Genomic DNA, 25,817 nt, shown 5'->3' on the forward strand with positions numbered 1-25,817 from the left:
ATGACCGAGACGATGAAAGCTGTTGCCTACACCCGCTCGCTTCCGATCGACGATCCTGCCAGCCTGACGGATGTGGTCCTCGACGTGCCCACTGTGCGCCCGCGAGACCTGCTGATCGAAGTGCGCGCCGTGTCGGTGAATCCGGTGGACGTCAAGGTCCGCGCCGGCAACGATCCGCAGGGCACCCCGAAGGTCCTCGGGTTCGACGCCGCCGGTGTGGTGCGCGCCGTCGGTGCCGACGTCACCATGTTCGCGCCCGGCGACGAGGTCTACTACGCGGGCGACATCGGCAGACCCGGAACGAACTCGCAGTTCCATGCAGTGGACGAACGCATCGTGGCGAAGAAGCCGACCACCCTCGATTTCGCACAGGCTGCGGCATTGCCGCTGACCGCGATCACTGCCTGGGAAGGTCTGTTCGACAAGCTCCGCATCACTGCCGAGACCACCGGAACGTTGCTGATGGTCGGTGCCACCGGTGGTGTGGGATCCGTTGTGATGCAGCTGGTTCGGGCCCTCGTTCCTGGCGTCCGCGTGATCGCGACGGCAGCGGACGAGGACGCCGTGGAGTGGGTCCGTTCTCTCGGTGCAGCCGAGGTGGTGAATCACCGGCGCGATCTTCGGGAGGAAGTAGGCCGAGTAGCGCCCGACGGCGTCGATTACGTGTTCACTGCTCATTCCTCCGGGCAGGTCGAGATCTACGCGGACCTGTTGACGCCGTTCGGTCAGATCGTGGCGATCGACGATCCGGAGACCCTCGACGTTCTGCCGCTCAAGACGAAGGCGATCTCGTGGCACTGGGAGTTCATGTTCGCGCGTCCGATGCACGACACGCCGGATCTGATTCGCCAGCACGAGTTACTGACCAGAGTGGCCGAGCTCGTCGATGCGGGTTCGGTGCGTACCACCGTCACGACGGTTCTGTCTCCGATCGATGCCGAGCAGCTGCGCGAAGCGCATCGGTTGGTCGAGACCGGCCACGTACGGGGAAAGGTTGTGATCGCAGCCCGCTCGTGAGGGCCGATCCGCGCCACTGACTGGCGAAAGCGGGCCGACGCAGGCAATGTGGATCCAATGACTTCCGACAGCCTTGTCCTACTCGGCCCGATCGTCCGGTACGTCGGCACCGAGACTGCGACCCTGTGGTTCGAGATGGCCGAATCGTCGACCGTATCGGTCGTGACCGACGTCGGCGTCCGCGCAGAAGAACGAACGTGGGGCGTGCACGGACACCACTATGCGCTGGTGCCACTCGAAGGTCTGCCCGCCAACTCTCCGGTGCACTACGAGGTGTTCGTCGACGAGCGTCGAGTGTGGCCGCCGGAGGGCCGCAGGGCCGCCATTCACACGGTCGACGCGCAGGGACCGGTGACGCTGGCATTCGGATCGTGTCGGCGAGGTGACAACTACAGCGACGAATCCTTGAAGGAGATCGGAGCCGACGCGTTGGCCGGGCTCGGGAACGCGCTGATCGAGGAGGACCCGAGCCGGTGGCCACAGGCCTTGCTGCTCCTCGGCGATCAGGTCTACGCCGACGATCCGTCGCCGGAAATCGTCGAACGGCTGCAGGCGCGGCGTCGGTCCGGCGAGGGTCCACGAAGTGCCGTCGGTACCGACGCGGAGAACGAGATCTGCGATTTCGAGGAGTACTCGTGGCTGTACCGAGAGTCCTGGGGACTCGAGCCGGTGCGGACACTGTTGGCGAGCATCCCGTCGTGCATGATCCTCGACGACCACGACCTGCGCGACGACTGGAATTCCTCCGCTTCCTGGCGTCGAGACATCGTGACGCGGCCCTGGTGGAACGACCGAGTGGTCGGCGCGTATTCGTCGTACTGGGTGTATCAGCACTTGGGCAACCTCTCACCCAAGGAGCTTGCGCAGGACGAGATGTATGCCGCGGTACGATCGGCCGCCAGTGACGCAGAGCGCGAGAAGTTGTTGTCCGACTTCGCTTTACGAGTCGACCGGCGGCCCGAGACCGGACGCTGGAGCTTCTACCGCGACTTCGGTGACACACGGCTGATCATGATCGATTCGCGCTGCTCTCGAAACCTGGATCCGGACAACAGAGAAATGGTCGACGAGAAGGAGTGGGCTTGGGTACGTGAACGCGCGCTCGAGACCACTCCGCGGCATCTGCTGTTCGGTTCGTCGTTGCCCTACCTCATGCTGCCCGCCCTGCACTACCTGGAACAGTGGAACGAGGCTGTGGCGCAGGGCAGTTGGGGGTCGATGTCGGCCAAGGTGGCCGAGAAGATGCGGATCGGTCTCGATCTCGAACACTGGGCCGCTTTCACCAACTCGTTCAACGACATGGCCGCTCTGACGCGTGAGCTCTCTCGCGGCGAGAACAAACCCGCCTCGATCATGTGGCTGTCCGGAGACGTGCACTGTTCCTACGTGGCGAACGCGGACTTCGGTGTCGGCGGGCGCGAGGTACCGGCCACGTATCAGCTCACCATGTCTCCGTTCCGCAATCCGCTCGATCTGCCGATTCGCGCGGTCAACAAGCTGGCCATCAAGCGTCCCGCCGCCCGAATTCTGTCGAAGCTGGCGCGCGCTGCCCACGTGGGCCCATCCGGTGTCGAATGGGAGGCCGAGGCCGGGCCATGGTTCGCCAACGGCGTCATGCTGCTGACTCTGCACGGCGACTCCGCCCGGTTGCGGGTGCACCATGCTCACGTCGACGATGCGGGCAAGCAGGTGCTCACCGAGACGTCGACCCTGGCCCTCGCCTAGCGAACGGTAAACGATTGGCCATAGCCGGGCCGATGAGGTTGGCTGGTTCGTTGTGGCCCACCTCGAACTCAACGACATCGTCTACTTCCTGCCCGACGGGCGGCAGTTGCTCAACGGTGTCGGGTTTCGTGTCGGCGACGGTGCCAAGACCGCCCTCATCGGGCCCAACGGAACCGGTAAGACCACGCTGACGCGCATCATCGCGGGTGACGAGACCCCCGACGAGGGATCGGTGTCGAGTTCGGGCTCGCTCGGAGTGATGCGGCAGTTCGTCGGCCAGCTACGCGACGACTCGACCGTGCGCGATCTGCTGCTGTCGGTTGCGTCCCCGGCCGTGCGGACGGCCGCCGCTGCCCTCGACACCGCCGAGAACACGATGATCGAGGTCGACGACGAGAAGACCCAGATGAAATACGCACAGGCCCTGTCGGATTGGGGCGATGTCGGCGGTTACGACCTCGAACCGTTCTGGGACAAGGTCACCACGGCGGCCCTCGGAATGCCGTTCGACCGCGCGAAGTGGCGCGCTGCATCGACCCTCAGTGGCGGTGAGCAGAAGCGCTTGGTGCTCGAAGCGTTGTTCGCCGGCACCGACAATCTGTTGCTTCTCGACGAACCGGACAACTACCTCGATGTGCCGGGCAAACGCTGGCTCGAAGCGACCATTCGTGATTCCGACAAGTCCGTTCTGTTCATCAGTCACGACCGGGAGCTCATCGCCAACGCCGCGAATCGGATCGTGACGCTGGAACCGGGCGTCAGCGGTGCCACTTCCTGGGTGCACGGCGGCGGGTTCGCGACGTATCACGCTGCGCGTGAGGACCGGAATGCTCGGCTCGACGAACTACGACGGCGGTGGGACGAGGAACTGGTCAAACTCCGGGCACTGGTGCTGCGTCTGCGAGAGAAGGCCAAGTTCAACGACGGGGTCGCTGCGCGCTATCACGCGTCCCAGACTCGATTGGCGAAGTTCGAGGAGGCCGGACCGCCGGAAGCGGTGCCGTTGAAGCAGCACGTCACCGTTCGTCTGCGCGGCGGCCGCACAGCCAAGCGCGCGTTGGTGTGTACGGCACTGGAACTGACCGGACTGATGAAGCCCTTCGACACCGAGATCTGGTACGGCGACCGCGTCGCCGTGCTGGGCTCCAACGGTTCCGGCAAATCGCACTTCCTGCGTTTGCTCGCCAACGGTGGAACCGATCCGGAGAAGGAGCACGAGCCGGTTCAGGAACTGGCACTCGATCCCGTTCCGCACGCCGGCACCGCGGTGCTCGGCGCCCGCGTTCGGCCCGGCCTGTTCGCGCAGACCCACACTCGGCCCGATCTCGCGGGCAACACACTCCTCGACATCCTGCACATGGGCAACGAACACCGCGACGGCATGGGCCGGGAGGCCGCAGGCCGGGCACTGGACCGTTACGGTCTGGCCCGAGCCGCCGAACAGTCCTACGACAATCTTTCCGGTGGCCAGCAGGCGCGCGTACAGATTCTGCTGCTCGAACTCTCCGGGGCCACCCTGTTGCTGCTGGACGAGCCGACCGACAACCTCGACCTGATGTCCGCCGACGCACTCGAAGACGCCATCGCCGCGTTCGACGGCACCGTCATCGCCGTGACCCACGACCGCTGGTTCGCGCGCAGCTTCGACCGATTCCTCGTGTTCGGCAGCACCGGTCAGGCCTACGAATCGAACGAGCCCGTATGGGACGAGAAGCGGGTGCAGCGCGCGCGGTAGCGTTTCCTCTCGTGAACGCGACTGACTCTCCCTATCTGGTCGGCCTCAATCTGGAAGGTCGACGCGTCGTCGTGGTCGGTGGCGGCACCGTCGCGCAGCGCCGATTGCCGCTGCTCATCTCCTGCGGTGCCGTGGTTCACGTCATCACTCGGGAGGCCACGCCCGCTGTGGAGGCGATGGCAACTGCCGGTCAGGTGACCATGGAGTTGCGTGACTATCGCGTGGGCGACCTCGCCGACGCCTGGTACGCCGTCGCGTGCACCGACGAGGCCGCGACCAACATCGCCATCGTCGCCGAGGCCACCGCGTCCAAGATCTTCTGTGTGCGAGCCGACATCGCCAAGGACGGCACCGCGGTCACCCCGGCGTCCGCCGAATGGGACGGGCTGACCCTCGGAGTGCTCGCCGGCGGTGAGCACCGTCGATCGGCCGCGGTACGCAATGCCGTCATAGAAGCCCTGCAGTCCGGTGTGGTCGCCGACTCGGACCGTGCGCCGTTGACGGGCGTCGCGCTGGTCGGTGGCGGACCCGGCGATCCGGACCTCATCACCGTCCGCGGGCGCAGGCTGCTCGCCTATGCCGATGTCGTGGTGGCCGATCGGCTCGCGCCGCCCGAGCTGCTGGCCGAACTGGGCCCGCACGTGGAGGTCATCGATGCCTCGAAGATTCCGTACGGCCGCGCGATGGCGCAGGAGGCGATCAACCAGGCGCTGATCGACGGGGCGAAGGCAGGCAAGTTCGTCGTCCGACTCAAGGGCGGCGACCCCTACGTGTTCGGTAGGGGATACGAAGAACTCGAAGCGCTCGCTGCCGAGGGAATTCCGGTCACCGTGGTGCCCGGCATCACCAGCGCCATTTCGGTGCCCTCGTCCGCCGGGATCCCGGTGACGCATCGCGCCGTCACCCACGAGTTCGTCGTTGTCAGCGGCCACGTGGCACCCGACCATCCCGATTCGCTCGTCGACTGGGACGCGTTGGCCAAACTCAAGGGCACCATCGTCCTGCTCATGGCCGTCGAACGGATCGGGCAGTTCGCCGACGTACTCATCGCGGGCGGCCGGGCGTCCGCTACCCCGGTCATCGTCGTACAGGAGGGCACCATGCGTACTCAGCGCGAGGTTCGAGCGACGTTGAGCACCGTCGCCGACGCCGTTCGCGAAGCGGGGATCAGGCCTCCCGCGATCGTCGTTATCGGGACCGTTGCCGGTTTCTCTGTGCACGCCGGTAACGTGAAGACTCGTGCCTGAGTCCTCGATGTCCGATACGTCCACCACCGAGATCAAATACCCGGTGACGACCAGAGCATTCGGGTTGGCGATCATCGTCCTGAGTGGTCTGCAGTTGATGGTGGTGCTCGACGGCACCGTGGCCAATCTGGCACTTGCTCCGTTGCAGGCGGATCTGGGCCTTTCCGATGCCGGACGCAACTGGGTGCTCACGTCGTATGCCCTCGCCTTCGGCGGGCTCATGCTCCTCGGCGGCAGACTCGGTGACGCATTCGGTCGCAAGAAGATGTTCCTGGCCGGCGTCGTGCTGTTCACCATCGCATCCCTGCTGTGCGGGCTCGCGGTCAACGAGGCGACGCTGGTAGCGGCGCGCGCGCTCCAGGGCGTCGGAGCCGCGGTGGCGTCGCCCACGGCGTTCGCGTTGGTGGCGACCACCTTCGCGCCGGGCCCGGTACGAAACCAGGCCATCGCGATCTACGCGGCCATGACCGGTGTCGGCTCCATCGCAGGCCTGATCATCGGCGGTGCGCTGACCGAGGTGTCGTGGCGGTGGATCTTCCTGATCAACGTGCCGATCGGTGTCGTCATCGTGGTGCTCGCAGTCGTGTCTCTGCAGGAGACGGTGGGGGCAAAGCTACCGCTCGACGTGCCGGGAGCGATTCTGGCGACGCTCGGCTGCACCGGAGTGGTGCTCGCTCTGAGCGAGGGCACCGAACTCGGCTGGACCAATCCGATCGTCATCGTCTCGTTGATCGCCGGACTGCTCTTCCTCGGGCTGTTCCTGCTGGTCGAGCGCCGCGCCGACAATCCATTGCTGCCGTTCTCGCTGTTCGGCAGCCGAGACCGGGTGGCGACGTTCGTGGCCATCTTCTTCGCCGGTGGCGTGATGTTCTGCCTCGCCGCTTACGTGGCTCTGTTCGTCCAGGACATCCTGGGATACAGCCCGTTGCACGCGGGCCTGGCGTTCGTGCCGTTCGCCTTCGGACTCGGTGCCGCCGCATTCCTGGCCTCGCAGCTGGTGACGCGTATCGCCCCACGGTGGTTGATTCTGAGCGGTGCCGTCATCATGGTCGGGTGGCTGATGGTGTCGGTGGCGACGATGAACGCCGACTCGTCGTACTTCCCCGGACTGTTCTTCCCCGTCATCGGTATCGGATTCGGCGTCGGCCTGACGGTCGTGCCGCTTCCGCTGTGCGCCATCGCCGGAGTCAGCCCCACCGAGATCGGCCCGTTGACCGCCATCGCCCTGGTTGCTCAGACCCTCGGGGGGCCGCTGGCTCTCGCCGTGATCGGTGCGTTGGTCACCTCGCGAACCTTGTCTCTCGGTGGCATCTCCGGACCGGCGACGTTGATGAACGACAATCAGCTCGACGCGTTGAGCTCGGGCTACATGTTCGCGCTCTTCTGCTGCGCAGTCTGCGCCGTGGTGGCGGGAATCGCTGCTGTGTTCATTCGGTTCACCCCGGAGCAGGTCGCGCAGGCGCAGGCAGCTCAGGAAGATGCCCAAAAGGGCTGATCACACGCCCAGTACGGCCTTGGCGATGAGGAAGTAGACGATCAACCCCGTCGCGTCGCAGAAAGTGGAGATGAAGGGCGTCGAGAAGACCGCCGGGTCCACCCCGATCTTCTTCGCGATCAGCGGCATCGCACCGCCGACCGTGGCTGCGAGAGTGCAGATCGACAACAGCGTCGTACCGATGACGACCCCGAGGTGCCAGTCGTAGACGAGTCCGGCGATGACGAAGCCCAGGGTGCCGAGCATCGCACCCATCGTCGCGCCGACGCGAACCTCGCGAAACAACACGGCGGCGATGTCGCGCGGTCGCACGTCGCCCAGTGCGAGTGCCCGCGTGACAGTGGTCGCGGCCTGCGAGCCGGTGTTGCCGCCGGTTCCGGTCAGCAGCGGAATGAACAGCGCGAGAGTGACGACTGCGGCGAGTGCGTGCTCGAAGATCTCGAGAACCTGCACCGTGAGGATGGCCGACAGCGCCAACACCAGCAACCACACCACGCGCGAGCGAACGATGGACAGCACCGGCGTCGACAGATACGGCCGGCGCAGCGGCTCCGAGCCACCGGCGCGGGCGGCGTCCTCGTCCTCGGCTTCCTCCAGGATTCGTGAGGACTGCTCCAGTGTGAGAATGCCGATCAGTCGTTTCTCGGAATCGACCACCACCACCGCAGGACTGCGGTGCTCGAAGCACAGTCGTGCGGCCTCCTCCGCCGACGAATCGGCCTCGACCACAGGATGATCCGAATACAGGTCGCCGACCGGGGTGCTCGGTGCCGCGGTCGCCAGATCGGCGAGGGTCACCACCCCCAGCAGAGTTCGGTCATCGTCGGTGATCGGCAACAGGTACACCGACTCGGCGTCCGAGCCGGTGCGCCGCACGGCGACGAGTGCGTCGGCGGCTGTCGCTGCAGTCCGCAGTCGAACGAACTCCGGGCTCATCCGGCGGCCGACCGACCCGCGGTCGTACCCCAGCATGGGCGCGGTGAGTGCGCGCTCGTCGGGAGACAGGCCCACCAGCAGCCGATGCGCGACATTGGAGGGGAGTTCGTCGAGCAGCTCGACGCGGTCGTCCGGGTCGAGATCCTCGAACAGCGCGATCACGTCGTCGCTGCGCAGACTCTCGAACAACTCGCCGCGAACGGTGGCGTCGAATCTCTCGAAGGCCGTCACGGCCTCGTCCTTGGGCAGCAGACGAAACAACACCGCGCGTCGAGACGAGTCGACCCGCTCGAGCATGCGCACCGCATCGGTCGTCGACAGCTCACCCATCAGAGTGGACAGGGCGGCCATGTCACGGGCGGTGAGGAGTTCGGACGTTCGCGTCATGATGTCGTCGAGAGTTTCCGGCACGGAACCATTTTGCCTTGCGGATCGACAGTCGACTCCCACACCTCAGCGCGAGAGATCGGCCCGATCCGCCGCAGCCTGGCCCGAATCCCATCCCTCGGCGTCCAGGCGTGGGCCGCGCATCGGCTTCGCCGTCGGGAACAGTCGATCGAATTCGGCTTCGACGGCGACGGTCTGAGCGGCGAGTATCGGTAGTAGATCACCGGATTCGTGACTCGCCTCCTCGAGGGCGTTCGCATCGGCGTCGGTGAGGCGGTCTCCGATTCGGACGGCGTACGCGTACAGGAATGCCTTGCCGAACGCCGCCGATCCGGCCTTCTTGCGCTTCTTCGCCTGCGGTGAATGCCCGAGGGCGCGTGTGGCCTGAACGAGCAGAGAGGTGAACAGCAACTCGGTCTGTTCCACGTCTACCGGCGCTCCGACCAGGGTTGCGACGGCGAACTCCTGGTCCCAGATCGCTTTGACTCGGTTGGCGGTTCCGACGACGTGCAACAGCTGCGCCTTGGCCGGGGCATGCGGGCCGTCGACATGAACGCGTCGGCCGTGAATATCGATGTGGCCCTGCGAGAGCAACATGGTGTCGATGGAGTAGCGCGTCATCAACTCCTGGGCTTTGGCCGTCAGCGTCTCGGCCTCCTCCTCGAAGTCCGTGGCGTCGGCCTTGGCCAGTAGGCCGCGAATCTTGCTCAGCATCTTGGTGTTCGGGGAGTCGGAGCCGGCGACACCGGTCACCGTAGGACGAGTGCGCGGCCACTGGGACGGCTTCGGGCCGAGCTGAGGCCAACGGGGGAGTGTCTGCCATCGACCGAGCAGGGTGAGTACGTCGAGCCACTGATCACTGGCCGCGATGTAATCGGTCTTACCGGAAGAGGTCAGGTACGCGGTCAGGAAATCGGGCGTGGCCTCGACCCGGGCCGCAACCTTCGGGAACTGCTCGCAGATCGTGGACATCTGATCCACCCAGTCCTGTGGAGCCCGCGAGTCCGCGTCGGCGAGATCGGCCTGATGCAGCAGTACCGCGGCAGCGAGATCGGCCACTGCCACCGTGTGCTGACGCCGCACGACGTGCACCAGATCCATGGGCTGCCAGCCGTTTTCGTACAACGTCTCGATCATGTTCGTCAGCGCGCGAGAGCCGAGTTCGGTCGCGTCCATCGAGACCAGTCGATCTGCGACGTCGTCGGCGACGCGTTGGCTCTTGGTCTTGCCGACCGAGGCGTCGGCGCCGCGGCGGAGCAGTCCAGGAATCTCGCTCATTCGGTGAGCACGATCAATTCGGTACTCGATGCCACTTCGACTCGCAGTCCGGCCTTGGACGCCACGCGCGCAACGGCTTTCACGTCCTTCGGCTCGGCGGTGGTCAGAGTCAACGCGCGTGCCAGCAGGCCCTTGTGGTGCTTGTTGAAGTGGCTCACCACCGAACGGGTGCCGTCGGGCTTCTCGGTGAGCACCGTGGCGGTGATCGCACCGGGGACGGGACCGAGCTGCTGGTAGGTGCCGGATCGGAGGTCGACGACGATCCCCTCGTCCTCGGCGTCGATGGCGTCGGAGAGTTCGGGCTTCCAGTGTGAGCGCAGGGTGCCGAAATTCGGAACGGTCGATCCACCGGAGAGTCGGTAGTACGGAATCGGGTCGCAGGCACGGACGGCTCCGAACAGGGCCGAGCCGATCCACAGCCGCGCGTCCGCTCGGGCGCGACCGGCCCGAGTGAACGACGCCGCATCGAGGGCGTCGTAGAGCACGCCGGTGTACCGATGCAGCGCAGGTGCGGTCGGTGAGGTCCACACTCGGGCGTTGCGTTCGATCTCGTCCTTCTGGGTGGGGCCCAGGCCGAGCGCCGCGATCGATGCATCGACGTCGCCGGCGAGTTCCACCAGCGCGTCGGCGAGCTTTCGGCGGAGCGGTGTCAACGTGGGCAACGACAGTCGGTCCAGATCGAGAGGTGCTCCGGAACCGCCGTCGGACTTCGTCTCGGAGGGAGGCAGCAGAATCAGCACGGGCACGAGGCTACTCACTGTACGGCCGCCTGCTCACAGGCACTGCGTGAGCGACTAGTCTGACAACCCGTGATCACCCGTCTTTCGCAGTTGTTCCTTCGTACCCTTCGCGACGACCCCGCCGACGCCGAGGTCGACAGCCACAAGCTGTTGGTCCGCGCCGGCTATGTCCGTCGTATCGCGCCTGGCGTCTACTCCTGGTTGCCGCTGGGTCTGCGGGTGCTGCGGCAGGTCGAGCGTGTCGTGCGCGAGGAGATGAACGCCATCGGTGCGCAGGAGATTTCTCTGCCCGCACTGCTGCCGCGCGAGCCGTACGAGACCACCAATCGGTGGACCGAATACGGCGACGCGCTGTTCCGGCTGCAGGACCGCAAGGGCAACGACATGCTGCTCGGTCCCACCCACGAGGAATTGTTCGCGTTGACGGTCAAGGCCGAATACAACTCGTACAAGGACCTGCCGGTCACGCTGTATCAGATTCAGACCAAGTACCGCGACGAGGAACGTCCCCGCGCCGGCATTCTGCGTGGCCGCGAGTTCGTGATGAAGGACTCGTACTCCTTCGACATGGACGAGGACGGACTGAAGAAGTCCTACGCCGCCCACCGCGAGGCGTACCAGCGCATCTTCGCCCGCCTCGGTGTCAGCTACGTCATCGTCGCCGCGACGTCCGGTGCCATGGGAGGCAGTGCCTCCGAGGAATTCCTGGCCGAGAGTGACATCGGCGAGGACACCTACGTGCGCTGCATCGAATCGGGATACGCGGCCAACGTCGAGGCCGTCACCACTCCGGCACCGGCGCCGCTGCCCATCGAGGGGCAGCCGGCCGCCGTCGACCACGAGACCGGCGACACCCCGACCATCGCGACCCTGGTGGAGTGGGCCAACTCCGCGGATCTCGGACGCACCGTCACCGGCGCGGACACGCTCAAGAACATTCTGCTCAAGGTGCGCAACGCAGAAGGGGAATGGGAACTGCTCGCCGTCGGTCTGCCCGGTGACCGAGAGGTCGACGAGAAGCGCCTCGAAGCGTCCCTGGAGCCTGCCGAGTTCGCCCTGTTGACCGACGCGGACTTCGCTGCCAATCCGTTCCTCGTCAAGGGGTACATCGGGCCCCGCGCGTTGCAGGCCAACGGTGTTCGCTATCTCGTCGACCCGAGGGTCGTCGACGGAACGTCGTGGATCACCGGCGCGGACGTCAAGGGCAAGCACGTGGTGAACCTGGTCGCCGGTCGCGATTTCGTTCCCGACGGCACCATCGAAGCAGCCGAGGTGCGCGACGGCGACATGTCTCCCGACGGTCGCGGCCCGCTCGTCAGTGCTCGCGGAATCGAGATCGGGCACATCTTCCAGCTCGGCTACAAGTACACCGATGCGTTCTCGGTCGACGTCCTCGGTGAGACCGGCAAGCCGGTTCGCCTGACTCAGGGTTCGTACGGTGTGGGCGTCTCCCGTCTGGTCGCCGTGATCGCCGAGCAGATGCACGACGACAAGGGTCTGCGATGGCCGTCGGAGGTTGCGCCAGCCGATGTCCATCTGGTGATCGCCAACAAGGACGACGCGGCTCGCGCCGGTGCGGAATCGATTGCGACACAACTCGATACGCAGGGAATCGAGGTGCTCTTCGATGATCGCAAGGCCTCACCAGGAGTGAAGTTCAAGGACTCGGAACTGATCGGCGTCCCGCTGGTGGTCGTTCTCGGCCGTGGCTGGGCCGACGGCAAGGTCGAGATTCGCGATCGCTTCTCCGGTGAGAGTCGCGAGCTGGACATCGACTCGGCGGTCGGGGAGATCGTGAAGGCCGTGCGCCGCACTCCGTAGAGGAGTCTCGCGATCTCTCTGCGCGGTTGTTTACCCGCTGGTAGCTTCGGGTCAACGACTATGAGAGGTCATCACGTGTCTCGCTTTGCGCTGTTCGATCCCACAACCTTCGATCCGGCCGAGCTCGACGAGGATTCTCGCCGACAATTGCGTGCACTGATCGACTGGTTCGAGAGTCGCGGCAAAGGCAGGCTGTTGGCGGACGATCTCGACAGCGTATGGCCGGCGGATTTTCTGGAATTCGTCGCCGAGCAGAAGTTGTTCGCGACGTTCTCCACGCCTGCCGCCTATACGGACGGGTCGCCGAACACGCGCTGGGACGCCGCCCGCAATGCCGCGCTGAGCGAGGTTCTCGGGTTCTACGGTCTGGCCTACTGGTACACCTGGCAGGTCACCGTGTTGGGTCTCGGTCCCATCTGGATGAGCGCCAACGACGACGCCAAACGCCGCGCCGCACGCGAGCTGGACCGCGGCGGGGTGATGGCGTTCGGTCTGTCCGAGCGCGCGCACGGAGCCGACGTCTACTCCACCGACATGCTGTTGACGCCCGCGACCGAGGACTCCGAGCTCGAGTTCACCGCGTCGGGGGAGAAGTACTACATCGGAAACGGCAACGTGGCGAACATGGTCTCGGTGTTCGGCCGACGTACCGACGTCGAAGGACCCGATTCGTACGTGTTCTTCGTGGCCGACAGTGCGCACCCGGCCTATCGGCTCCGCGAGAGCGTCGTTCACGGTCAGATGTACGTCAGCACGTTCGCGCTCGAGAACTACCCCGTCCGGCGACAGGACATCCTGCACACCGGTGCCGACGCGTTCTCGGCAGCTCTCAACACGGTCAACGTCGGAAAGTTCAACCTGTGCACTGGATCCATCGGCATCTGTGAGCACGCCTTCCACGAGGCGATCACGCATGCGAACAACAGAATTCTGTACGGCAATCGGGTCACCGACTTTCCGCACGTGCGCAGTGCGTTCGTCGATGCCTATTCCCGCTTGATCGCGATGAAGCTCTTCAGCGCGCGGGCACTGGACTACTTCCGTGCCGCAGGGCCCGAGGACCGGCGCTACCTGCTGTTCAACCCGATGACGAAGGCGAAGGTGACCTCGGAGGGTGAAACGGTCGTGCGGCTGCTGCACGACGTCATCGCGGCCAAGGGCTACGAGAAGAATACCTACTTCCGCGAAGCCGCCCAGCTGATCGGAACACTGCCCAAGCTCGAGGGCACGGTGCACGTCAACGTGGCGCTGATGCTCAAATTCATGCCGGCCTACATGTTCTCGCCCACCGACTATCCGGACGTCGGTACCCGAACCGAGCCGGTCGACGACAGCTTCTTCTTCGCCCAGGGGCCGGCCCGCGGTGCGAGTTCGGTGCGGTTCCACGACTGGAAGCCGTTGTACGAGAAGCACTCCGGAATCCCCAACGTGGGACGCTTCTACGAGCAGGCACAGGCATTCACCTCGTTCCTCGCCGAGTGTGCGCCCGACGAGTCCCAACAGAAGGACCTCGATTTCCTGCTGGTGGTGGGTCACCTGTTCTCGCTCGTGGTCTACGGTCACCTTCTGCTCGAGCAGGCCGACGAGATCTCGTCCGAGATGATGGACCAGATCTTCGACTTCCAGATCAGAGACTTCTCCGGCTATGCCGTCGCGCTGTACGGGAAGCCGTCATCGACTGGAGCGCAACAGCAGTGGGCGCTCGATTCGATTCGCAAGCCGGCGGTCGACGCGGGGCGTTTCGAGACGGTGTGGAACGAGGTCGTCTCGTACGACGGTCGGTACGAGATGCGTCCCTAGCGCCGACGCTCAGCCGGGATCGGCCGGGACCAGATTGGTTCCGAACGCGCACACCGTCATCTCGTGCAGTCCGGCGCTGTCGTTCGGATGCTCGAGCGCCTGCATCGACATGAGGACGTTGAGCAGCATCCCGTGCGCGATGAACTGCCGTGCCTGATCCTCGGAACAACCTGTGCCGGCACGTATCTGGCTGTAGATGGCGCCCATTCCCTCCCGGGCTGCCCGGCCGATCTCGGGTACCGAGCCTGCGCCGAATCCGTGCATCATGACCATCAACAGGTCGCGATCGGCCACCAGATCGGCATAGGCGGAACCGAGATTCGCCCAGGTGCTGTCGTCGTCGGGGTCGAGCGGGCCCGCTGCCAGCACGGCATCGAACGCGGCCATGATGCCGTCGACGGAGCGTTGGAACACCAGACGAAACAACTCGACCTTGGTGCCGAACATGCGGACCACATACGGCTGAGAGACGCCCGCTTCCTTCGCGACCGCATCGGTACTGGTGCCGGCGTAACCCCCGCGCGCGAACGCGCGCATCGCTGCGTCGAGCACGAGCTCTCGGCGGTCGGCCGCATCCATGCGGGTGGCTCTGGGCTTGGGCGCTGACGGGTCGGACATGTTGACAGGTTATCAGTTGATAACTTACCGTCTCGAATAAGTAATCATTCGATGCTTACAAGCGCGAGACGGGACGACCGCAATGACCGCCACAGACTCTCCACCTGCAGTGCAGCCCGCCACTCGGAACGTTCCCGTGTGGCTCGGCATCCTCGCAGCATCCCTGCCGATGTTCATGGCAACCCTCGACAATCTGGTGATGACCAGCGCACTACCGGTCATCCAGCAGGACCTGAACGCCTCTGTCGGACAACTGCAGTGGTTCCTCAACGCATACACCCTCAGCTTCGCCACCTTCATGCTGACGGCGGCGACGCTCGGCGACAGGTGGGGCAGGCGGGCGGTATTCCTCGGCGGCATCGCGGTCTTCACTCTTGCCTCGGTGGCCAGCGCGCTCGCTGCGAGTCCAGCGATGCTCATCGCCGCGCGCGCCGTGCAGGGAATCGGTGCCGCCGCGATCATGCCGTTGTCCCTGGCGTTGCTCGCCGCGGTGGTACCGGTGGGCAAGCGCGCGATGGCAATCGGGATCTGGGGTGGAGTCTCCGGACTCGGCGTCGCGCTGGGACCGGTGGTCGGCGGAGCCGTCGTCGACGGGATTTCCTGGCAGGCGATCTTCTGGATCAACGTTCCGGTGGCCCTCGTCGCAGTTCCGCTTGCGTACATCGCGCTGAAGGAAACAGCAGGGCGCATCCAACCGCTCGATCTGCCCGGCGTGGTCCTCGCAGGCGGCGGTGTCTTCCTCCTGGTGTGGGCGGTGGTCCACGGCAACGACGACGGGTGGGCGTCGGCCACGGTGCTCGCCGGTTTCATCGGCTCGGCGGTGCTGCTCGTGGCGTTCGTTCTGCGCGCCTCGCGCACCCGACACTCGGTACTGCCGCTCGCACTCTTTCGTTCGCGCAGCTTCACCATCGCCAACATCATCGGAATCACGTTCTCGCTCGGCATGTTCGGGGCGGTGTTCCTCCTCGCACAATACCTGCAGATCGTGATGAACTACACGCCGTTCCAGGCGGGCCTACGCACGCTGCCGTGGACCGCCGCACCGATGGTGGTCGCACCGATCGCAGGTCTGCTTGCCGAGCGCGTCGGACTGCGTGGGCTGTTGGTCGGCGGCCTGTCGCTGCAGTCGGTCTCGCTCGTGTGGATGGCGCTGATTCTGGGACCCGACACCGAGTATTCGTCGATGGTCCCGGCCCTGCTGATGGCGGGAGTGGGCATGGGGCTGACGTTCGCTCCGTCCGCCACCGCGGTGCTGCGGGACATGAAGGACGACGATCATGCCACCGCCAGCAGTGCGAACTCCACTGTGCGGGAGGTGGGTATCGCACTCGGCATCGCGGTATTGACAGCGGTGTTCATCGGAGCCGGTGGATCACTGACGCCCACCGGTTACACCGACGCCTTGGCACCCGCTCTGCTCGTCGGCGCTGGGGCAGTGGCGATCGGACTGGTGGCGGCGTTGTTCATGCCGGGGCGTTCCGTCGGATCGGCACAGGTGCTCACGGTTGGCCGGGAAATGCCGTCGACGACGGACTGACTCCCAGAATTTGCTGCCACGTCGCGAGGCGAATCGCCGCGTCGGTCAGCGCTTGAACACCCATGTCGCGGGTCGCTCCCGACCTGCTGCGTTCGATCAGCGAACGCCACGCGATGCTGGTGTCGATCTCGGCTTGCGCGGCCAACTGCGCGGCCGAGATCGCGTCGGTCACCGGGAACGGGGACGCATACGCCGGATCGGGCAGCGGCACAGTGACACTCGCCGCCCGGAGTGCATCGACGGTCGCGTCTCGACGCGCGCGGTGGGCGGCAGTGTTCGACGCCACCAGATCTGCGCGCGTGGGATTGGAGAATGCCGCGACGACGCCGTAGGCGAACACCGCCGCATACTCGGCGGCCAGTGCATCGACGAGGCCTTGCTGTTCCGGGCCGAGATCGCTCATGCCAGCACCACCAGGGCCGAGACCGTGCACGAGGCGCTGATGGAACCGAGAAGGCCTGCTCGGTAACCGCTTTCGTTGCGAGCCGCATCTGCCGCGCTGCGAGCGGAGGCCGTCAACATCTCTCGCACGGCGGCGAGATCGGGCGGCGGCGTCGTGGGAACGGGTGTCGTGGTGGCCGTGACCGACGACGTCTCGGTCGAGGCACCGGTGGCGCGGGCGATCTCGGTGTCGAGCGCATCGGCGTGCTCGGTCCGCTGCGCCGCGACGATCCCCAGGGCGGCGGCGTAGTCGGCGATCACCGTCGCGGCCGCGGTGGCATCCGCGGCATCGGCGCGGGCAGCGCGCAACTGCGCAGTCAAGGTGTCGAGGGCAGGACCCGAGATCGTCTCCTGACCGCAGGCCGCAACACTCGACACGGTGGCCGCGGACAGAGCAGCGACGCCGGCGAGTCGGAACAACCCGCGGCGACTGAGCGCGAAGGGGACGGTCGGCGTTGGCACTCCGATATCGTGCCAGACCGCGGCGCTCGCACGTGCCGTGCCCGTGTGTCGCGTCGGCCGATCGTGGTCACGAGCACTGCCTGCGGGGCGGTAGGCTGTTGGTTCACCAAACGCAGTCCGGCTGCCGTACGCCGGATCGCCCACAACTACACACGAGGAGTTCGCGACATGCCTGTTCCGTCCAAGGAAAGGGTTGTCGAACTGCTCGCCGACCTCGTTCGAGAACGGGGTTACGACCTCGAAGACGTGAACGTCGTCGCCGCAGGAAAGCACAGTGCAGTGCGGATCATGGTCGATCGCGAAGAGGGAATCGACCTCGACGCTCTCCCGGAACTGAGCCGCGAGATCTCGGATGCCTTCGATGCCGTGACGGATTTCGGGGAAGCTCCGTACACGTTGGAAGTCACCACCCCCGGAATCGACCGCCCACTGACCGAGGCACGGCATTGGCGTCGGGCTCGCGGACGCAAAGTGCGTATCGAACTGGCCGACGGCAAGTTCGACGGTCGCGTCGGGGTGCTCGACGGCGATTCGGTCACCGTGGTGATCAAGGACAAGGGTGTGCTGTCGACTCGCCCCGTTGCCTTGTCCGATGTTGTGAAAGCTGTTGTACAGGTGGAGTTCTCGCGGCCGAGTGCCGAAGAGATGGACCTGGCGGGTGGTGTGGTCGGCAGTAGGCCGTCACCCGCGAACACCGATGAGATCGTGGACGTGGAAGCACCGGAAGAAGGGTCGGACAAGTGAATATCGACATAGCCGCATTGCGTGCCATCGAGGCGGACAAAGGAATTCCGATCGAGATGGTGATCTCGACGATCCAGACCGCGTTGCTGACGGCCTACCGGCACACCGAGGGGCACCAGTCCAACGCGTGGATCGACGTCGATCGCAAGACCGGCTCCGTTCGGGTGATGGCCAAGGAACTCGACGCCGACGGCAATCTGATCTCCGAATGGGACGACACCCCGGAAGGCTTCGGACGCATCGCGGCAACCACGGCGCGTCAGGTCATCCTGCAGCGCCTGCGCGACGCCGAGCACGAGCGGTCGTTCGGTGAGTACTCCACGCACGAGGGTGAGATCGTCAACGGTGTGATCCAGCGCGACACGCGTGCCAATGCGAAGGGCACCGTGATCGTCCGTATCGGAAGTGACGCCAACGGAGCCGACGGCCTGCTGCCGCCCGCAGAGCAGGTGCCGGGCGAGAGCTACGAGCACGGCGAGCGCATCAAGTGCTACGTCGTCGGAGTTGCCCGGGGCAATCGGGGTCCGCAGATCACGCTCTCGCGCACGCACCCGAATCTGGTGCGCAAGCTGTTCGCCCTCGAGGTTCCCGAGATCGCCGACGGCTCGGTCGACATCGTGGCAGTGGCTCGCGAGTCGGGGCACCGCTCGAAGATCGCCGTCGCGTCCACCGTGTCCGGGCTCAACGCCAAGGGTGCCTGCATCGGACCGATGGGTCAGCGCGTGCGCAACGTGATGAGCGAACTGGCAGGCGAGAAGATCGACATCATCGACTTCGACGAGGACCCGGCCACGTTCGTCGGGAATGCACTGTCCCCGTCGAAGGTCGTCTCGGTGACCGTCGTCGACGCGGTTGCCCGTGCGGCCCGTGTCGTGGTTCCCGAGTACCAGCTCTCTCTGGCCATCGGCAAGGAAGGGCAGAACGCTCGACTGGCTGCTCGATTGACCGGTTGGCGCATCGACATCCGCAGCGATGCGGCGGCACCCGAGACGACCAGCGCGTAGGGCCGGAATGCGGAGTTCGGGGCAATACAGCGGTAGAGTGGTCGATGGTTCGGTAACGACCTCTCCGCCCAGGGGCATGAACGCGAGTATCCGGTAGTGACAAGCCGGCCGATTCGTACATGCATCGGGTGCAGGGAGCGAGTGCCGGCCGCCGATCTGTTGAGGATCGTGGTTCGAGAAGCTGGTTCGCACGAATTCGCTCTCGTCCCCGATGTCCGGCATTCGATGTCCGGCCGTGGTGCGTGGTTGCACTACAGCCGAGAGTGCCTGCACAATGCGGAACGACGCCGAGTCTTCGGTCGTGCGTTTCGGATATCGGGAAATGTGGAATCGTCCGCAGTGACAGTCGTGCTCGACGAGCACGAACAACTGCAGGCCGAGGACACGACAAGAGCAACACCCGTCGACAAGAACAGGCAACAGCACTGATGAGCACACCGTGAAGCACCAACGATGAACGTCCATCGGAGATAACCCGAGGTCGTGCGGGCACCAAGCCTCGCTCGGCCTCTCAGTGAGGAGAGCAGTGGCAGGCAAGGCCCGCGTGCACGAGTTGGCAAAAGAACTCGGTGTCACCAGTAAGGAACTACTCGCACGGCTCAAAGAGCAAGGCGAGTTCGTCAAGTCCGCATCATCCACAGTCGAAGCCCCCGTGGCGCGTCGACTGCGTGAATCCTTCCCGTCCGAGAACACGGACGCGTCGGCACCGGCCGCAGCTGCACCGAACGGTCGCGCAGCGGCCGATCGGGCAGCGAGCAGCACCGCGAAGCCGGGTGCCGCGAAACCGGGCGGACCCCGTCCCGGCCCCAAGCCGGCACCGCGTCCGGCAGAGCCGGAAGCACCCGCAGCGCAAGCTCCCGTGGAGGCAGCACCCGCTGCACCCGCGACTCCGGCTGCTGCGCCGGCTCCGGCCCCCGCAGCGCCTACCCCCGAGCCTGCCGCTCCGGTCGAGCAGGCTCCCGCCGCGTCGGCTGCCACCAGCGACGCTGCACCGGCCCCGGCCGCTCCGAAGCCCGCAGGTCCCGGCCCCAAGCCCGGCCCCAAGGCTCCGCGTGTCGGTAACAACCCGTACTCCTCGGCTCCCGTGGAGCGCCCTGCTCCTCGGCCCGCTCCCGGTGCTCCGCGCCCCGGTGGCGGACGCCCCGCTCCCGGACAAGGTGGGCCTCGTCCCGCAACACCGTCCGGTGGCAGTCGTCCGGCTCCAGGGCAGGGTGGGCCCCGTCCCGCACCGGGCCAGGCCGGACCTCGTCCGAGCCCCGGCTCGATGCCTCCTCGCCCCAACCCCGGTGCCATGCCGACCCGTTCGGCACGTCCCGGCCCCGCAGCAGGTCGTCCCGGTCGTCCCGGTGGCGCTCCGGGCGGACGCCCGGGCGGCGGCGGTGGCGGTGGCTACCGCGGCGGCGGCGCTCCCGGCGCTCCCGGTGGTGCCCCCGCAGGCGGCGCTCCCGCAGGTGGTTTCCGCGGTCGTCCCGGTGGCGGTGGACGCCCCGGTCAGCGCGGCGCAGCAGCAGGTGCATTCGGTCGTCCCGGCGGAGCAGTTCGTCGTGGCCGCAAGTCGAAGCGGGCGAAGCGCGCCGAGTACGAGAGCATGCAGGCTCCCGCAGTCGGCGGCGTCAGGCTGCCCCGCGGCAACGGTGAGACCATTCGTCTCGCCCGCGGCGCATCGCTGTCGGACTTCGCGGACAAGATCGACGCGAACCCGGCTGCACTTGTCCAAGCCCTGTTCAACCTCGGTGAGATGGTCACCGCGACGCAGTCCGTCAACGACGAGACGCTGGAGCTTCTCGGCGGCGAGATGAACTACGTCGTTCAGGTCGTCAGTCCCGAGGACGAAGATCGTGAGCTGCTGGACTCGTTCGATCTCACCTACGGCGAGGATGCCGGCGGCGAGGACGATCTGGAGCAGCGTCCCCCGGTGGTCACCGTCATGGGCCACGTCGATCACGGTAAGACGCGACTGTTGGACTCGATTCGCAACACCACGGTGCGCGAAGGCGAGGCCGGCGGAATCACGCAGCACATCGGTGCGTACCAGGTGCTGACCGAGCTCGAAGGTAACGAACGTCTCGTGACGTTCATCGACACCCCCGGTCACGAGGCCTTCACGGCCATGCGTGCCCGTGGTGCCAAGGCCACCGACCTCGCGATCTTGGTGGTCGCAGCCGACGACGGCGTCATGCCGCAGACGGTGGAGGCCATCAACCACGCACAGGCAGCCGACGTGCCGATCGTGGTCGCGGTGAACAAGATCGACAAGGAGGGTGCGAACCCGGACAAGATCCGGCAGCAGCTCACCGAATACGGTCTGGTCGCCGAGGAATACGGCGGCGAGACGATGTTCGTCGACATCTCCGCCAAGCAGGGCACCAACATCGATGCCCTCCTCGAAGCGGTGCTGCTGACGGCCGACGCGTCGCTCGATCTGCGCGCCAACCCGGACATGGACGCTCAGGGTGTCGCCATCGAGGCGCACCTCGACCGTGGTCGCGGCCCGGTCGCGACCGTGCTCATCGCTCGCGGAACGTTGCGTGTCGGTGACTCGATCGTCGCCGGTGACGCATACGGACGCGTTCGTCGCATGGTCGACGAGCACGGTGAGGACGTCACCGAAGCGATGCCGTCCCGTCCCGTGCAGGTCATCGGCTTCACGTCGGTGCCCGGTGCAGGCGACAACCTTCTGGTGGTCGACGAGGACCGAATCGCTCGACAGATCGCCGACCGTCGAAACGCGCGCAAGCGCAACGCTCTGGCAGCCAAGAGCCGCAAGCGCATCAGCCTCGACGATCTCGATGCAGCTCTGAAGGAGACTTCGCAGCTGAACTTGATCCTCAAGGGAGACAACTCGGGAACCGTGGAAGCGCTCGAAGAGGCGCTGCTCGGGATCGAGATCGACGACGAGGTCGAACTGCGCGTCATCGACCGCGGTGTCGGTGGCGTCACGGAGACCAACGTCAACCTGGCGTCGGCATCCAACGCGATCATCATCGGCTTCAACGTTCGAGCGGAGGGCAAAGCCACCGAGCTGGCCAACCGTGAAGGCGTCGACATCCGGTACTACTCGGTGATCTACCAGGCCATCGACGAGATCGAGAAGGCCCTCAAGGGCATGCTCAAGCCGGTGTACGAAGAGGTTGCCCTCGGGCAGGCCGAGATCCGCGCGCTGTTCCGTTCCTCCAAGGTCGGAAACATCGCCGGTTGCCTCGTCACCTCCGGTACGATCCGTCGCAACGCCAAGGCGCGACTCATCCGAGACAGCGCCGTTGTCGCGGAAACCGTCACGATCTCCTCGCTCCGTCGCGAGAAGGACGACGCGACGGAGGTCCGCGAGGGCTACGAATGTGGTTTGACGGTGACGTACTCCGACATCAAGGTGGGCGATGTCATCGAGGCGTACGAGCTCCGTGAAAAGCCGCGCGACTAGAACGGATGCGGAGCCTTTCGGCTCCGCACCCGGTCGCGTCGGCTCGGTGGTGAAGCCAGGGGAGTGACACTGCGCTCCGACTTTCGAGCCGGTGGCGGTACGACAGATGTACCGCCACCGGCTTTGTCGTCGAAGCTGATCGAAGGACGTCAGCGTGTATCTGGGTGCTCTGGAGTTGGACGTGTTGTTGGGGGATGTGCGTTCGCTCGCCGAGAAACGGTCGATGGTGGAACCGGTGCTCGGTGATCTGCAACGGCTGGGAGTCTCGGCTGCCGAAACCGGTGAGCGAGAACGTATTCGGCGATCCCTGCTGGGGGTTGCCGCGGCCGGTACCGACGTCGACCTACTGCACGACAAACTGGACGAGTGCGAACGGCATGTCGCCGAACGCCACGATCTGGAACTGTTGGCAGTACGCCGGAGAATCTTCGGACCCGAGGATTGATCCGGGAAGTCCGCCGAGCGCTGCTCGGCGGACGAGAAGTGCACAACCGCCGCCACGTCGGAACAGAATCGACGTTCGGCCATGAAAGAGGAGTGTGATTGTCGTGGTGGACCAGGCCAGGGCTCGAAAGTTGTCCAAGCGAATCGCCGCCATCGTTGCAACGGCGATCGATCACGAGATCAAGGATCCACGGCTGGCATTCGTGACCATCACCGATACCAAGGTGACTGCTGACCTGCACGACGCCACGGTGTATTACACCGTGATGGGTGAAGACCTCGATACTCCGCCCGATCTTCAGGCCGCTGCGGCAGGACTGGAGAAGGCCAAGGGCGTGCTCCGCTCGAAGGTCGGAGCCGGAACGGGTGTGCGGTACACGCCGACGTTGACGTTCGTGACCGACACGGTGCCCGACACCGCACGCCACATGGAAGACCTGCTCGAACGCGCCCGCGTGGCCGACGAAGAACTGGCCCGCGCGCGTGCGAACGCCAAGCCGGCCGGGGACCCGGACCCGTACAAAGCTCCACGCGAAGTCGCAGACATAGATGGTCATTCCGCAGGCTCCACTCCTGCACTGGATGGTCATTCCGCAGGCTCCACTCCTGCAGACGTCGAGCCCGCCGAAGCCGACTGACATGTCCGACGATTCGGGGGCAGTGTCGGAGGCCGACCAGGATCTGGCGCGGGCGATCGAGATGCTCGAACGTGCATCCTCGGTGACCGTGCTGTGTCATGTTCAACCCGATGCCGACACGATCGGTAGTGGGCTTGCGCTCGGTTCGGTGCTCGAACGTCGCGGCGCGACCGTCCAGGTGGCGTTCGCAGCACCGGCGTCGCTGCCCGAGTCGATGGACGAATTACCCGGTAGACACCTCCTTGTCGACGTAGACGAGGTCACCGAGTCCGTCGACCTGGTGGTCACGGTCGACGCCGGAAGCAGAGGTCGGCTGGGTTCGCTGGGCGACCGACTCGATACGGCCTCGGCCAGCCTCGTCATCGATCATCACCGCAGCAACACACGATTCGGAACGCTGAACGTGGTGCACGCGTCTGCTGAGTCCACCACCGCCGTCATCGCGCGGCTGTTCGATCGGTGGGGCGTCGAGATCGATGCCGATCTGGCCCACCTGCTGTTCGCGGGTCTGGTCACCGACACCGGTTCGTTCCGCTGGGTTCGCCCGGGTTCTCATCTGTTGGCGGAGAGACTGTTGGCCACGGGGATCGACGGGGCTCACATCGCCCGCAAGCTGCTCGACACTCACCCGTTCGACTGGTTGCCGATGCTCGGGTCGGTGCTCGGTTCGGCATCGTTGCTTCCCGACGCGGCCGACGGGCGAGGGCTGGTGTACGCCGTCATCAGGAGCGAGGATTCGGCCGGACTGCGGTCCGAGGAGATCGAGAGCGTGATCGACATCGTGCGCACCACCTCCGAGGCCGAGGTCGCCGCGGTGCTCAAGCAACAGGACTTCGGGTCGGTCTGGGTGGTCTCTCTGCGCTCGAAGACCGAGGTCGACGTGTCGGCGGTGGCGTGCGCGCTCGGCGGTGGCGGGCACCGCAATGCAGCCGGCTACACCGCGACCGGCGACCTGCCCGACGTGATCGATGCGCTGCGTGAGGCCCTGTCGGCGTCGTGAGTTCCACCCCGGTCACGGCTCGAAAGATCCTCGGTCTCTCGTTGCTCTCTCTCGGCGTCCTCGCTGCCGAGCCCCTGTACCTGTTGTTCGACGCCGCCGTGGTCGGCCGGCTCGGCGCGCTCGCCCTCGCCGGCCTGGCCATCGGTGGGCTCGTGTTGGCCCAGGTCAGCACACAGCTGACGTTCCTCTCCTACGGCACGACCGCGCGAGCGGCTCGCATGCACGGTGCAGGCCGCGAACGCGATGCCGTCGGTGAGGGTGTGCAGGCAACCTGGTTGGCCTTCGCGATCGGTATCGCCATCGTCGCGGTGATGCAACTCGCCGCCGAGCCCGTGGTCTCGGTGCTGACCGGCGGCGGTGACATCGCTGCCGAGGCCATCGCGTGGCTGCGCGTGGCTCTGCTCGGTGTGCCGTTCATCCTGGTGTCGCTGGCCGGAAACGGATGGATGCGTGGGGTTCAGAACACGGTGACGCCACTGCGTTTCGTCGTGTTCGGCTTCGGTGTGTCAGCGGTGTTGTGCCCCCTTCTGGTCCACGGGTTGCTGGGATTCCCACGGCTCGGGCTGGTGGGATCGGCCGTGGCGAACGTGATCGGCCAGGGCGTCGCCGGTGCGCTGTTCGTCGGCGCAGTCGTGCGGGCGAGCACCGAATTGCGCCCGCATTGGTCGGTGATGCGCGCACAACTGGTGCTGGGCCGCGACCTGATCGTGCGCAGTCTGGCGTTCCAGGCCTGTTTTCTGTCCGCCGCTGCGGTCGCGTCGAGGTTCGGTGCCGCCTCGGTCGCCGCCAACCAGGTTGTTCTGCACATGTGGAACCTGGTGTCGTTGATGCTCGATTCACTGGCAATCGCCGCTCAGACCCTGGTCGGAGCCGCCCTGGGCGCGAGCAGGATCGACGATGCGCGCGCCCTGGCGTGGCGATTGACAGCGTGGTCGACGGTGTTCGCGGTCGTTCTCGCCGGCGTGTTCGCCGTCGGGCGGTCGTTCGTCCCGGATCTGTTCACCACCGACGCATCGGTCATCGACGAGATGCATGCGATCTGGTGGATCTTCGTCGCGATCATCCCCATTGCCGGCGTGGTGTTCGCGTTGGACGGTGTGCTGCTCGGCAGCGGCGACGCTGCATTTCTGAGAAACGCGACCATGGCCTGCGCCGTCGTGGGCTTTCTGCCGTTCATCTGGTCGGCTCTGGTGTTCGACTGGGGACTGGTAGGGATCTGGACAGGGCTCGGCGTCTTCGTCGCACTGCGGATGCTTGCAGTCGCGGGCCGAGTACTGTCCGGAAAGTGGCTGGTGATCGGCAGCGATCGCCAACTCCGCCGATAGCC

22 protein-coding genes are annotated in these 25,817 nt (G+C 65.7%); 16 read left to right on the forward strand and 6 right to left on the reverse strand.

The features are described from left to right. Genes AB0362_RS01250 through AB0362_RS01270 form a run of 5 tightly spaced genes read left to right on the forward strand, consistent with a single transcriptional unit; the run spans position 1 to position 7,219 of the window. Complete coding sequence (locus AB0362_RS01250) at positions 1–1,017, forward strand: zinc-binding alcohol dehydrogenase family protein (RefSeq protein ID WP_149405978.1); 1,017 nt, start codon at positions 1–3, stop codon at positions 1,015–1,017. Positions 1,018–1,074: 57 nt separating this feature from the next. Beyond that, complete coding sequence (locus AB0362_RS01255; RefSeq protein WP_283346989.1) at positions 1,075–2,742, forward strand: alkaline phosphatase D family protein; 1,668 nt, start codon at positions 1,075–1,077, stop codon at positions 2,740–2,742. Between the two features lie 52 nt (positions 2,743–2,794). After that, the gene (locus AB0362_RS01260) at positions 2,795–4,477 is read left to right on the forward strand and encodes an ATP-binding cassette domain-containing protein (protein ID WP_317784193.1); all 1,683 of its coding nucleotides are present in this window, start codon (positions 2,795–2,797) and stop codon (positions 4,475–4,477) included. After that, a complete protein-coding gene (gene cobA, locus AB0362_RS01265; protein WP_317784194.1) occupies positions 4,444–5,724 on the forward strand; it encodes a uroporphyrinogen-III C-methyltransferase in 1,281 nt (426 codons plus the stop codon). The genes AB0362_RS01260 and cobA overlap by 34 nt, the downstream gene beginning before the upstream one ends. A gap of 7 nt (positions 5,725–5,731) precedes the next feature. Further along, the gene (locus AB0362_RS01270; protein WP_283347160.1) at positions 5,732–7,219 is read left to right on the forward strand and encodes an MFS transporter; all 1,488 of its coding nucleotides are present in this window, start codon (positions 5,732–5,734) and stop codon (positions 7,217–7,219) included. Here the strand turns inward: AB0362_RS01270 and mgtE are convergent, their stop codons facing one another. From mgtE to yaaA, 3 genes are read right to left on the reverse strand one after another with little or no spacing between them, the layout of a single operon-like run. Then, complete coding sequence (gene mgtE / locus AB0362_RS01275) at positions 7,220–8,566, reverse strand: magnesium transporter (protein ID WP_269593644.1); 1,347 nt, start codon at positions 8,564–8,566, stop codon at positions 7,220–7,222. 42 nt (positions 8,567–8,608) lie between these two features. Beyond that, positions 8,609–9,820: a DUF2786 domain-containing protein gene (locus tag AB0362_RS01280; protein ID WP_269593645.1), complete on the reverse strand. Its 1,212-nt coding sequence runs from the start codon at positions 9,818–9,820 to the stop codon at positions 8,609–8,611. After that, positions 9,817–10,560 (reverse strand): peroxide stress protein YaaA, encoded by a 744-nt coding sequence (yaaA, locus tag AB0362_RS01285; protein ID WP_317784195.1) that lies wholly within the window; start codon positions 10,558–10,560, stop codon positions 9,817–9,819. The genes AB0362_RS01280 and yaaA overlap by 4 nt, the downstream gene beginning before the upstream one ends. Positions 10,561–10,629: 69 nt before the next feature. Here yaaA and AB0362_RS01290 point away from each other — a divergent pair, with 69 nt between their 5' ends. Together AB0362_RS01290 and AB0362_RS01295 are read left to right on the forward strand one after the other, a co-directional pair. Further along, positions 10,630–12,381, forward strand: coding sequence for a proline--tRNA ligase (locus tag AB0362_RS01290; protein WP_317532396.1), 1,752 nt, complete (start codon positions 10,630–10,632; stop codon positions 12,379–12,381). A 75-nt stretch (positions 12,382–12,456) separates the two neighbouring features. Next, positions 12,457–14,181: an acyl-CoA dehydrogenase family protein gene (locus AB0362_RS01295; RefSeq protein ID WP_317784196.1), complete on the forward strand. Its 1,725-nt coding sequence runs from the start codon at positions 12,457–12,459 to the stop codon at positions 14,179–14,181. Positions 14,182–14,190: 9 nt separating this feature from the next. Here the strand turns inward: AB0362_RS01295 and AB0362_RS01300 are convergent, their stop codons facing one another. Further along, positions 14,191–14,799, reverse strand: coding sequence for a TetR/AcrR family transcriptional regulator (locus tag AB0362_RS01300; RefSeq protein ID WP_262498350.1), 609 nt, complete (start codon positions 14,797–14,799; stop codon positions 14,191–14,193). Positions 14,800–14,881: 82 nt separating this feature from the next. Between AB0362_RS01300 and AB0362_RS01305 the strand changes: the two genes are divergently transcribed. Next, on the forward strand, positions 14,882–16,336 hold the full coding sequence (locus AB0362_RS01305) for a DHA2 family efflux MFS transporter permease subunit (protein ID WP_317784197.1): 1,455 nt from the start codon (positions 14,882–14,884) through the stop codon (positions 16,334–16,336). Here the strand turns inward: AB0362_RS01305 and AB0362_RS01310 are convergent. Both AB0362_RS01310 and AB0362_RS01315 read right to left on the reverse strand, forming a co-directional pair. Then, complete coding sequence (locus AB0362_RS01310; protein ID WP_317784198.1) at positions 16,299–16,739, reverse strand: ferritin-like domain-containing protein; 441 nt, start codon at positions 16,737–16,739, stop codon at positions 16,299–16,301. The two genes, AB0362_RS01305 and AB0362_RS01310, sit on opposite strands and share 38 nt — an antisense overlap. Then, positions 16,736–17,239 carry a hypothetical protein gene (locus AB0362_RS01315; protein ID WP_149405968.1) on the reverse strand — a complete coding sequence of 168 codons (504 nt, stop codon included), beginning with the start codon at positions 17,237–17,239 and terminating at the stop codon, positions 16,736–16,738. Before AB0362_RS01315 ends, AB0362_RS01310 begins: the two co-directional genes overlap by 4 nt. Positions 17,240–17,407: 168 nt before the next feature. Between AB0362_RS01315 and rimP the strand changes: the two genes are divergently transcribed. From rimP to AB0362_RS01355, 8 genes are all read left to right on the forward strand, one after another. Then, positions 17,408–17,983, forward strand: coding sequence for a ribosome maturation factor RimP (gene rimP, locus AB0362_RS01320; protein WP_300521678.1), 576 nt, complete (start codon positions 17,408–17,410; stop codon positions 17,981–17,983). Next, positions 17,980–18,987, forward strand: coding sequence for a transcription termination factor NusA (gene nusA, locus AB0362_RS01325; RefSeq protein ID WP_068050201.1), 1,008 nt, complete (start codon positions 17,980–17,982; stop codon positions 18,985–18,987). Before rimP ends, nusA begins: the two co-directional genes overlap by 4 nt. Positions 18,988–19,083: 96 nt before the next feature. Then, positions 19,084–19,416, forward strand: a complete 333-nt coding sequence (locus AB0362_RS01330) for a YlxR family protein (protein ID WP_317784200.1) — start codon at positions 19,084–19,086, stop codon at positions 19,414–19,416. Between the two features lie 97 nt (positions 19,417–19,513). Continuing rightward, positions 19,514–22,408 carry a translation initiation factor IF-2 gene (gene infB, locus AB0362_RS01335; protein ID WP_317784201.1) on the forward strand — a complete coding sequence of 965 codons (2,895 nt, stop codon included), beginning with the start codon at positions 19,514–19,516 and terminating at the stop codon, positions 22,406–22,408. A 154-nt stretch (positions 22,409–22,562) separates the two neighbouring features. Beyond that, the gene (locus AB0362_RS01340) at positions 22,563–22,853 is read left to right on the forward strand and encodes a DUF503 domain-containing protein (RefSeq protein WP_068050194.1); all 291 of its coding nucleotides are present in this window, start codon (positions 22,563–22,565) and stop codon (positions 22,851–22,853) included. A gap of 103 nt (positions 22,854–22,956) precedes the next feature. After that, positions 22,957–23,490, forward strand: coding sequence for a 30S ribosome-binding factor RbfA (gene rbfA / locus AB0362_RS01345; protein WP_366234962.1), 534 nt, complete (start codon positions 22,957–22,959; stop codon positions 23,488–23,490). 1 nt (position 23,491) lies between these two features. Then, positions 23,492–24,490 carry a bifunctional oligoribonuclease/PAP phosphatase NrnA gene (locus tag AB0362_RS01350; protein WP_366234670.1) on the forward strand — a complete coding sequence of 333 codons (999 nt, stop codon included), beginning with the start codon at positions 23,492–23,494 and terminating at the stop codon, positions 24,488–24,490. Then, on the forward strand, positions 24,487–25,815 hold the full coding sequence (locus AB0362_RS01355) for an MATE family efflux transporter (protein WP_366234671.1): 1,329 nt from the start codon (positions 24,487–24,489) through the stop codon (positions 25,813–25,815). The genes AB0362_RS01350 and AB0362_RS01355 overlap by 4 nt, the downstream gene beginning before the upstream one ends. The last annotated feature ends 2 nt before the right edge of the window (positions 25,816–25,817 follow it).

The organism is Rhodococcus sp. NPDC079359 (assembly GCF_040702585.1).
In the GTDB taxonomy this organism is placed as follows: Bacteria; Actinomycetota; Actinomycetes; order Mycobacteriales; family Mycobacteriaceae; genus Rhodococcoides.

What these genes read in the sequence shown, in the direction of transcription:
- AB0362_RS01250 (WP_149405978.1), top strand. Translation starts at nt 1, where the DNA reads ATGACCGAGACGATGAAAGCTGTTGCCTACACCCGCTCGCTTCCGATC.
- AB0362_RS01255 (WP_283346989.1), top strand. Translation starts at nt 1,075, where the DNA reads ATGACTTCCGACAGCCTTGTCCTACTCGGCCCGATCGTCCGGTACGTC.
- cobA (WP_317784194.1), top strand. Translation starts at nt 4,444, where the DNA reads ATGGGACGAGAAGCGGGTGCAGCGCGCGCGGTAGCGTTTCCTCTCGTG.
- AB0362_RS01270 (WP_283347160.1), top strand. Translation starts at nt 5,732, where the DNA reads ATGTCCGATACGTCCACCACCGAGATCAAATACCCGGTGACGACCAGA.
- AB0362_RS01280 (WP_269593645.1), bottom strand. Translation starts at nt 9,820, where the DNA reads ATGAGCGAGATTCCTGGACTGCTCCGCCGCGGCGCCGACGCCTCGGTC.
- AB0362_RS01300 (WP_262498350.1), bottom strand. Translation starts at nt 14,799, where the DNA reads ATGTCCGACCCGTCAGCGCCCAAGCCCAGAGCCACCCGCATGGATGCG.
- AB0362_RS01305 (WP_317784197.1), top strand. Translation starts at nt 14,882, where the DNA reads ATGACCGCCACAGACTCTCCACCTGCAGTGCAGCCCGCCACTCGGAAC.
- AB0362_RS01310 (WP_317784198.1), bottom strand. Translation starts at nt 16,739, where the DNA reads ATGAGCGATCTCGGCCCGGAACAGCAAGGCCTCGTCGATGCACTGGCC.
- rimP (WP_300521678.1), top strand. Translation starts at nt 17,408, where the DNA reads ATGCCTGTTCCGTCCAAGGAAAGGGTTGTCGAACTGCTCGCCGACCTC.
- AB0362_RS01350 (WP_366234670.1), top strand. Translation starts at nt 23,492, where the DNA reads ATGTCCGACGATTCGGGGGCAGTGTCGGAGGCCGACCAGGATCTGGCG.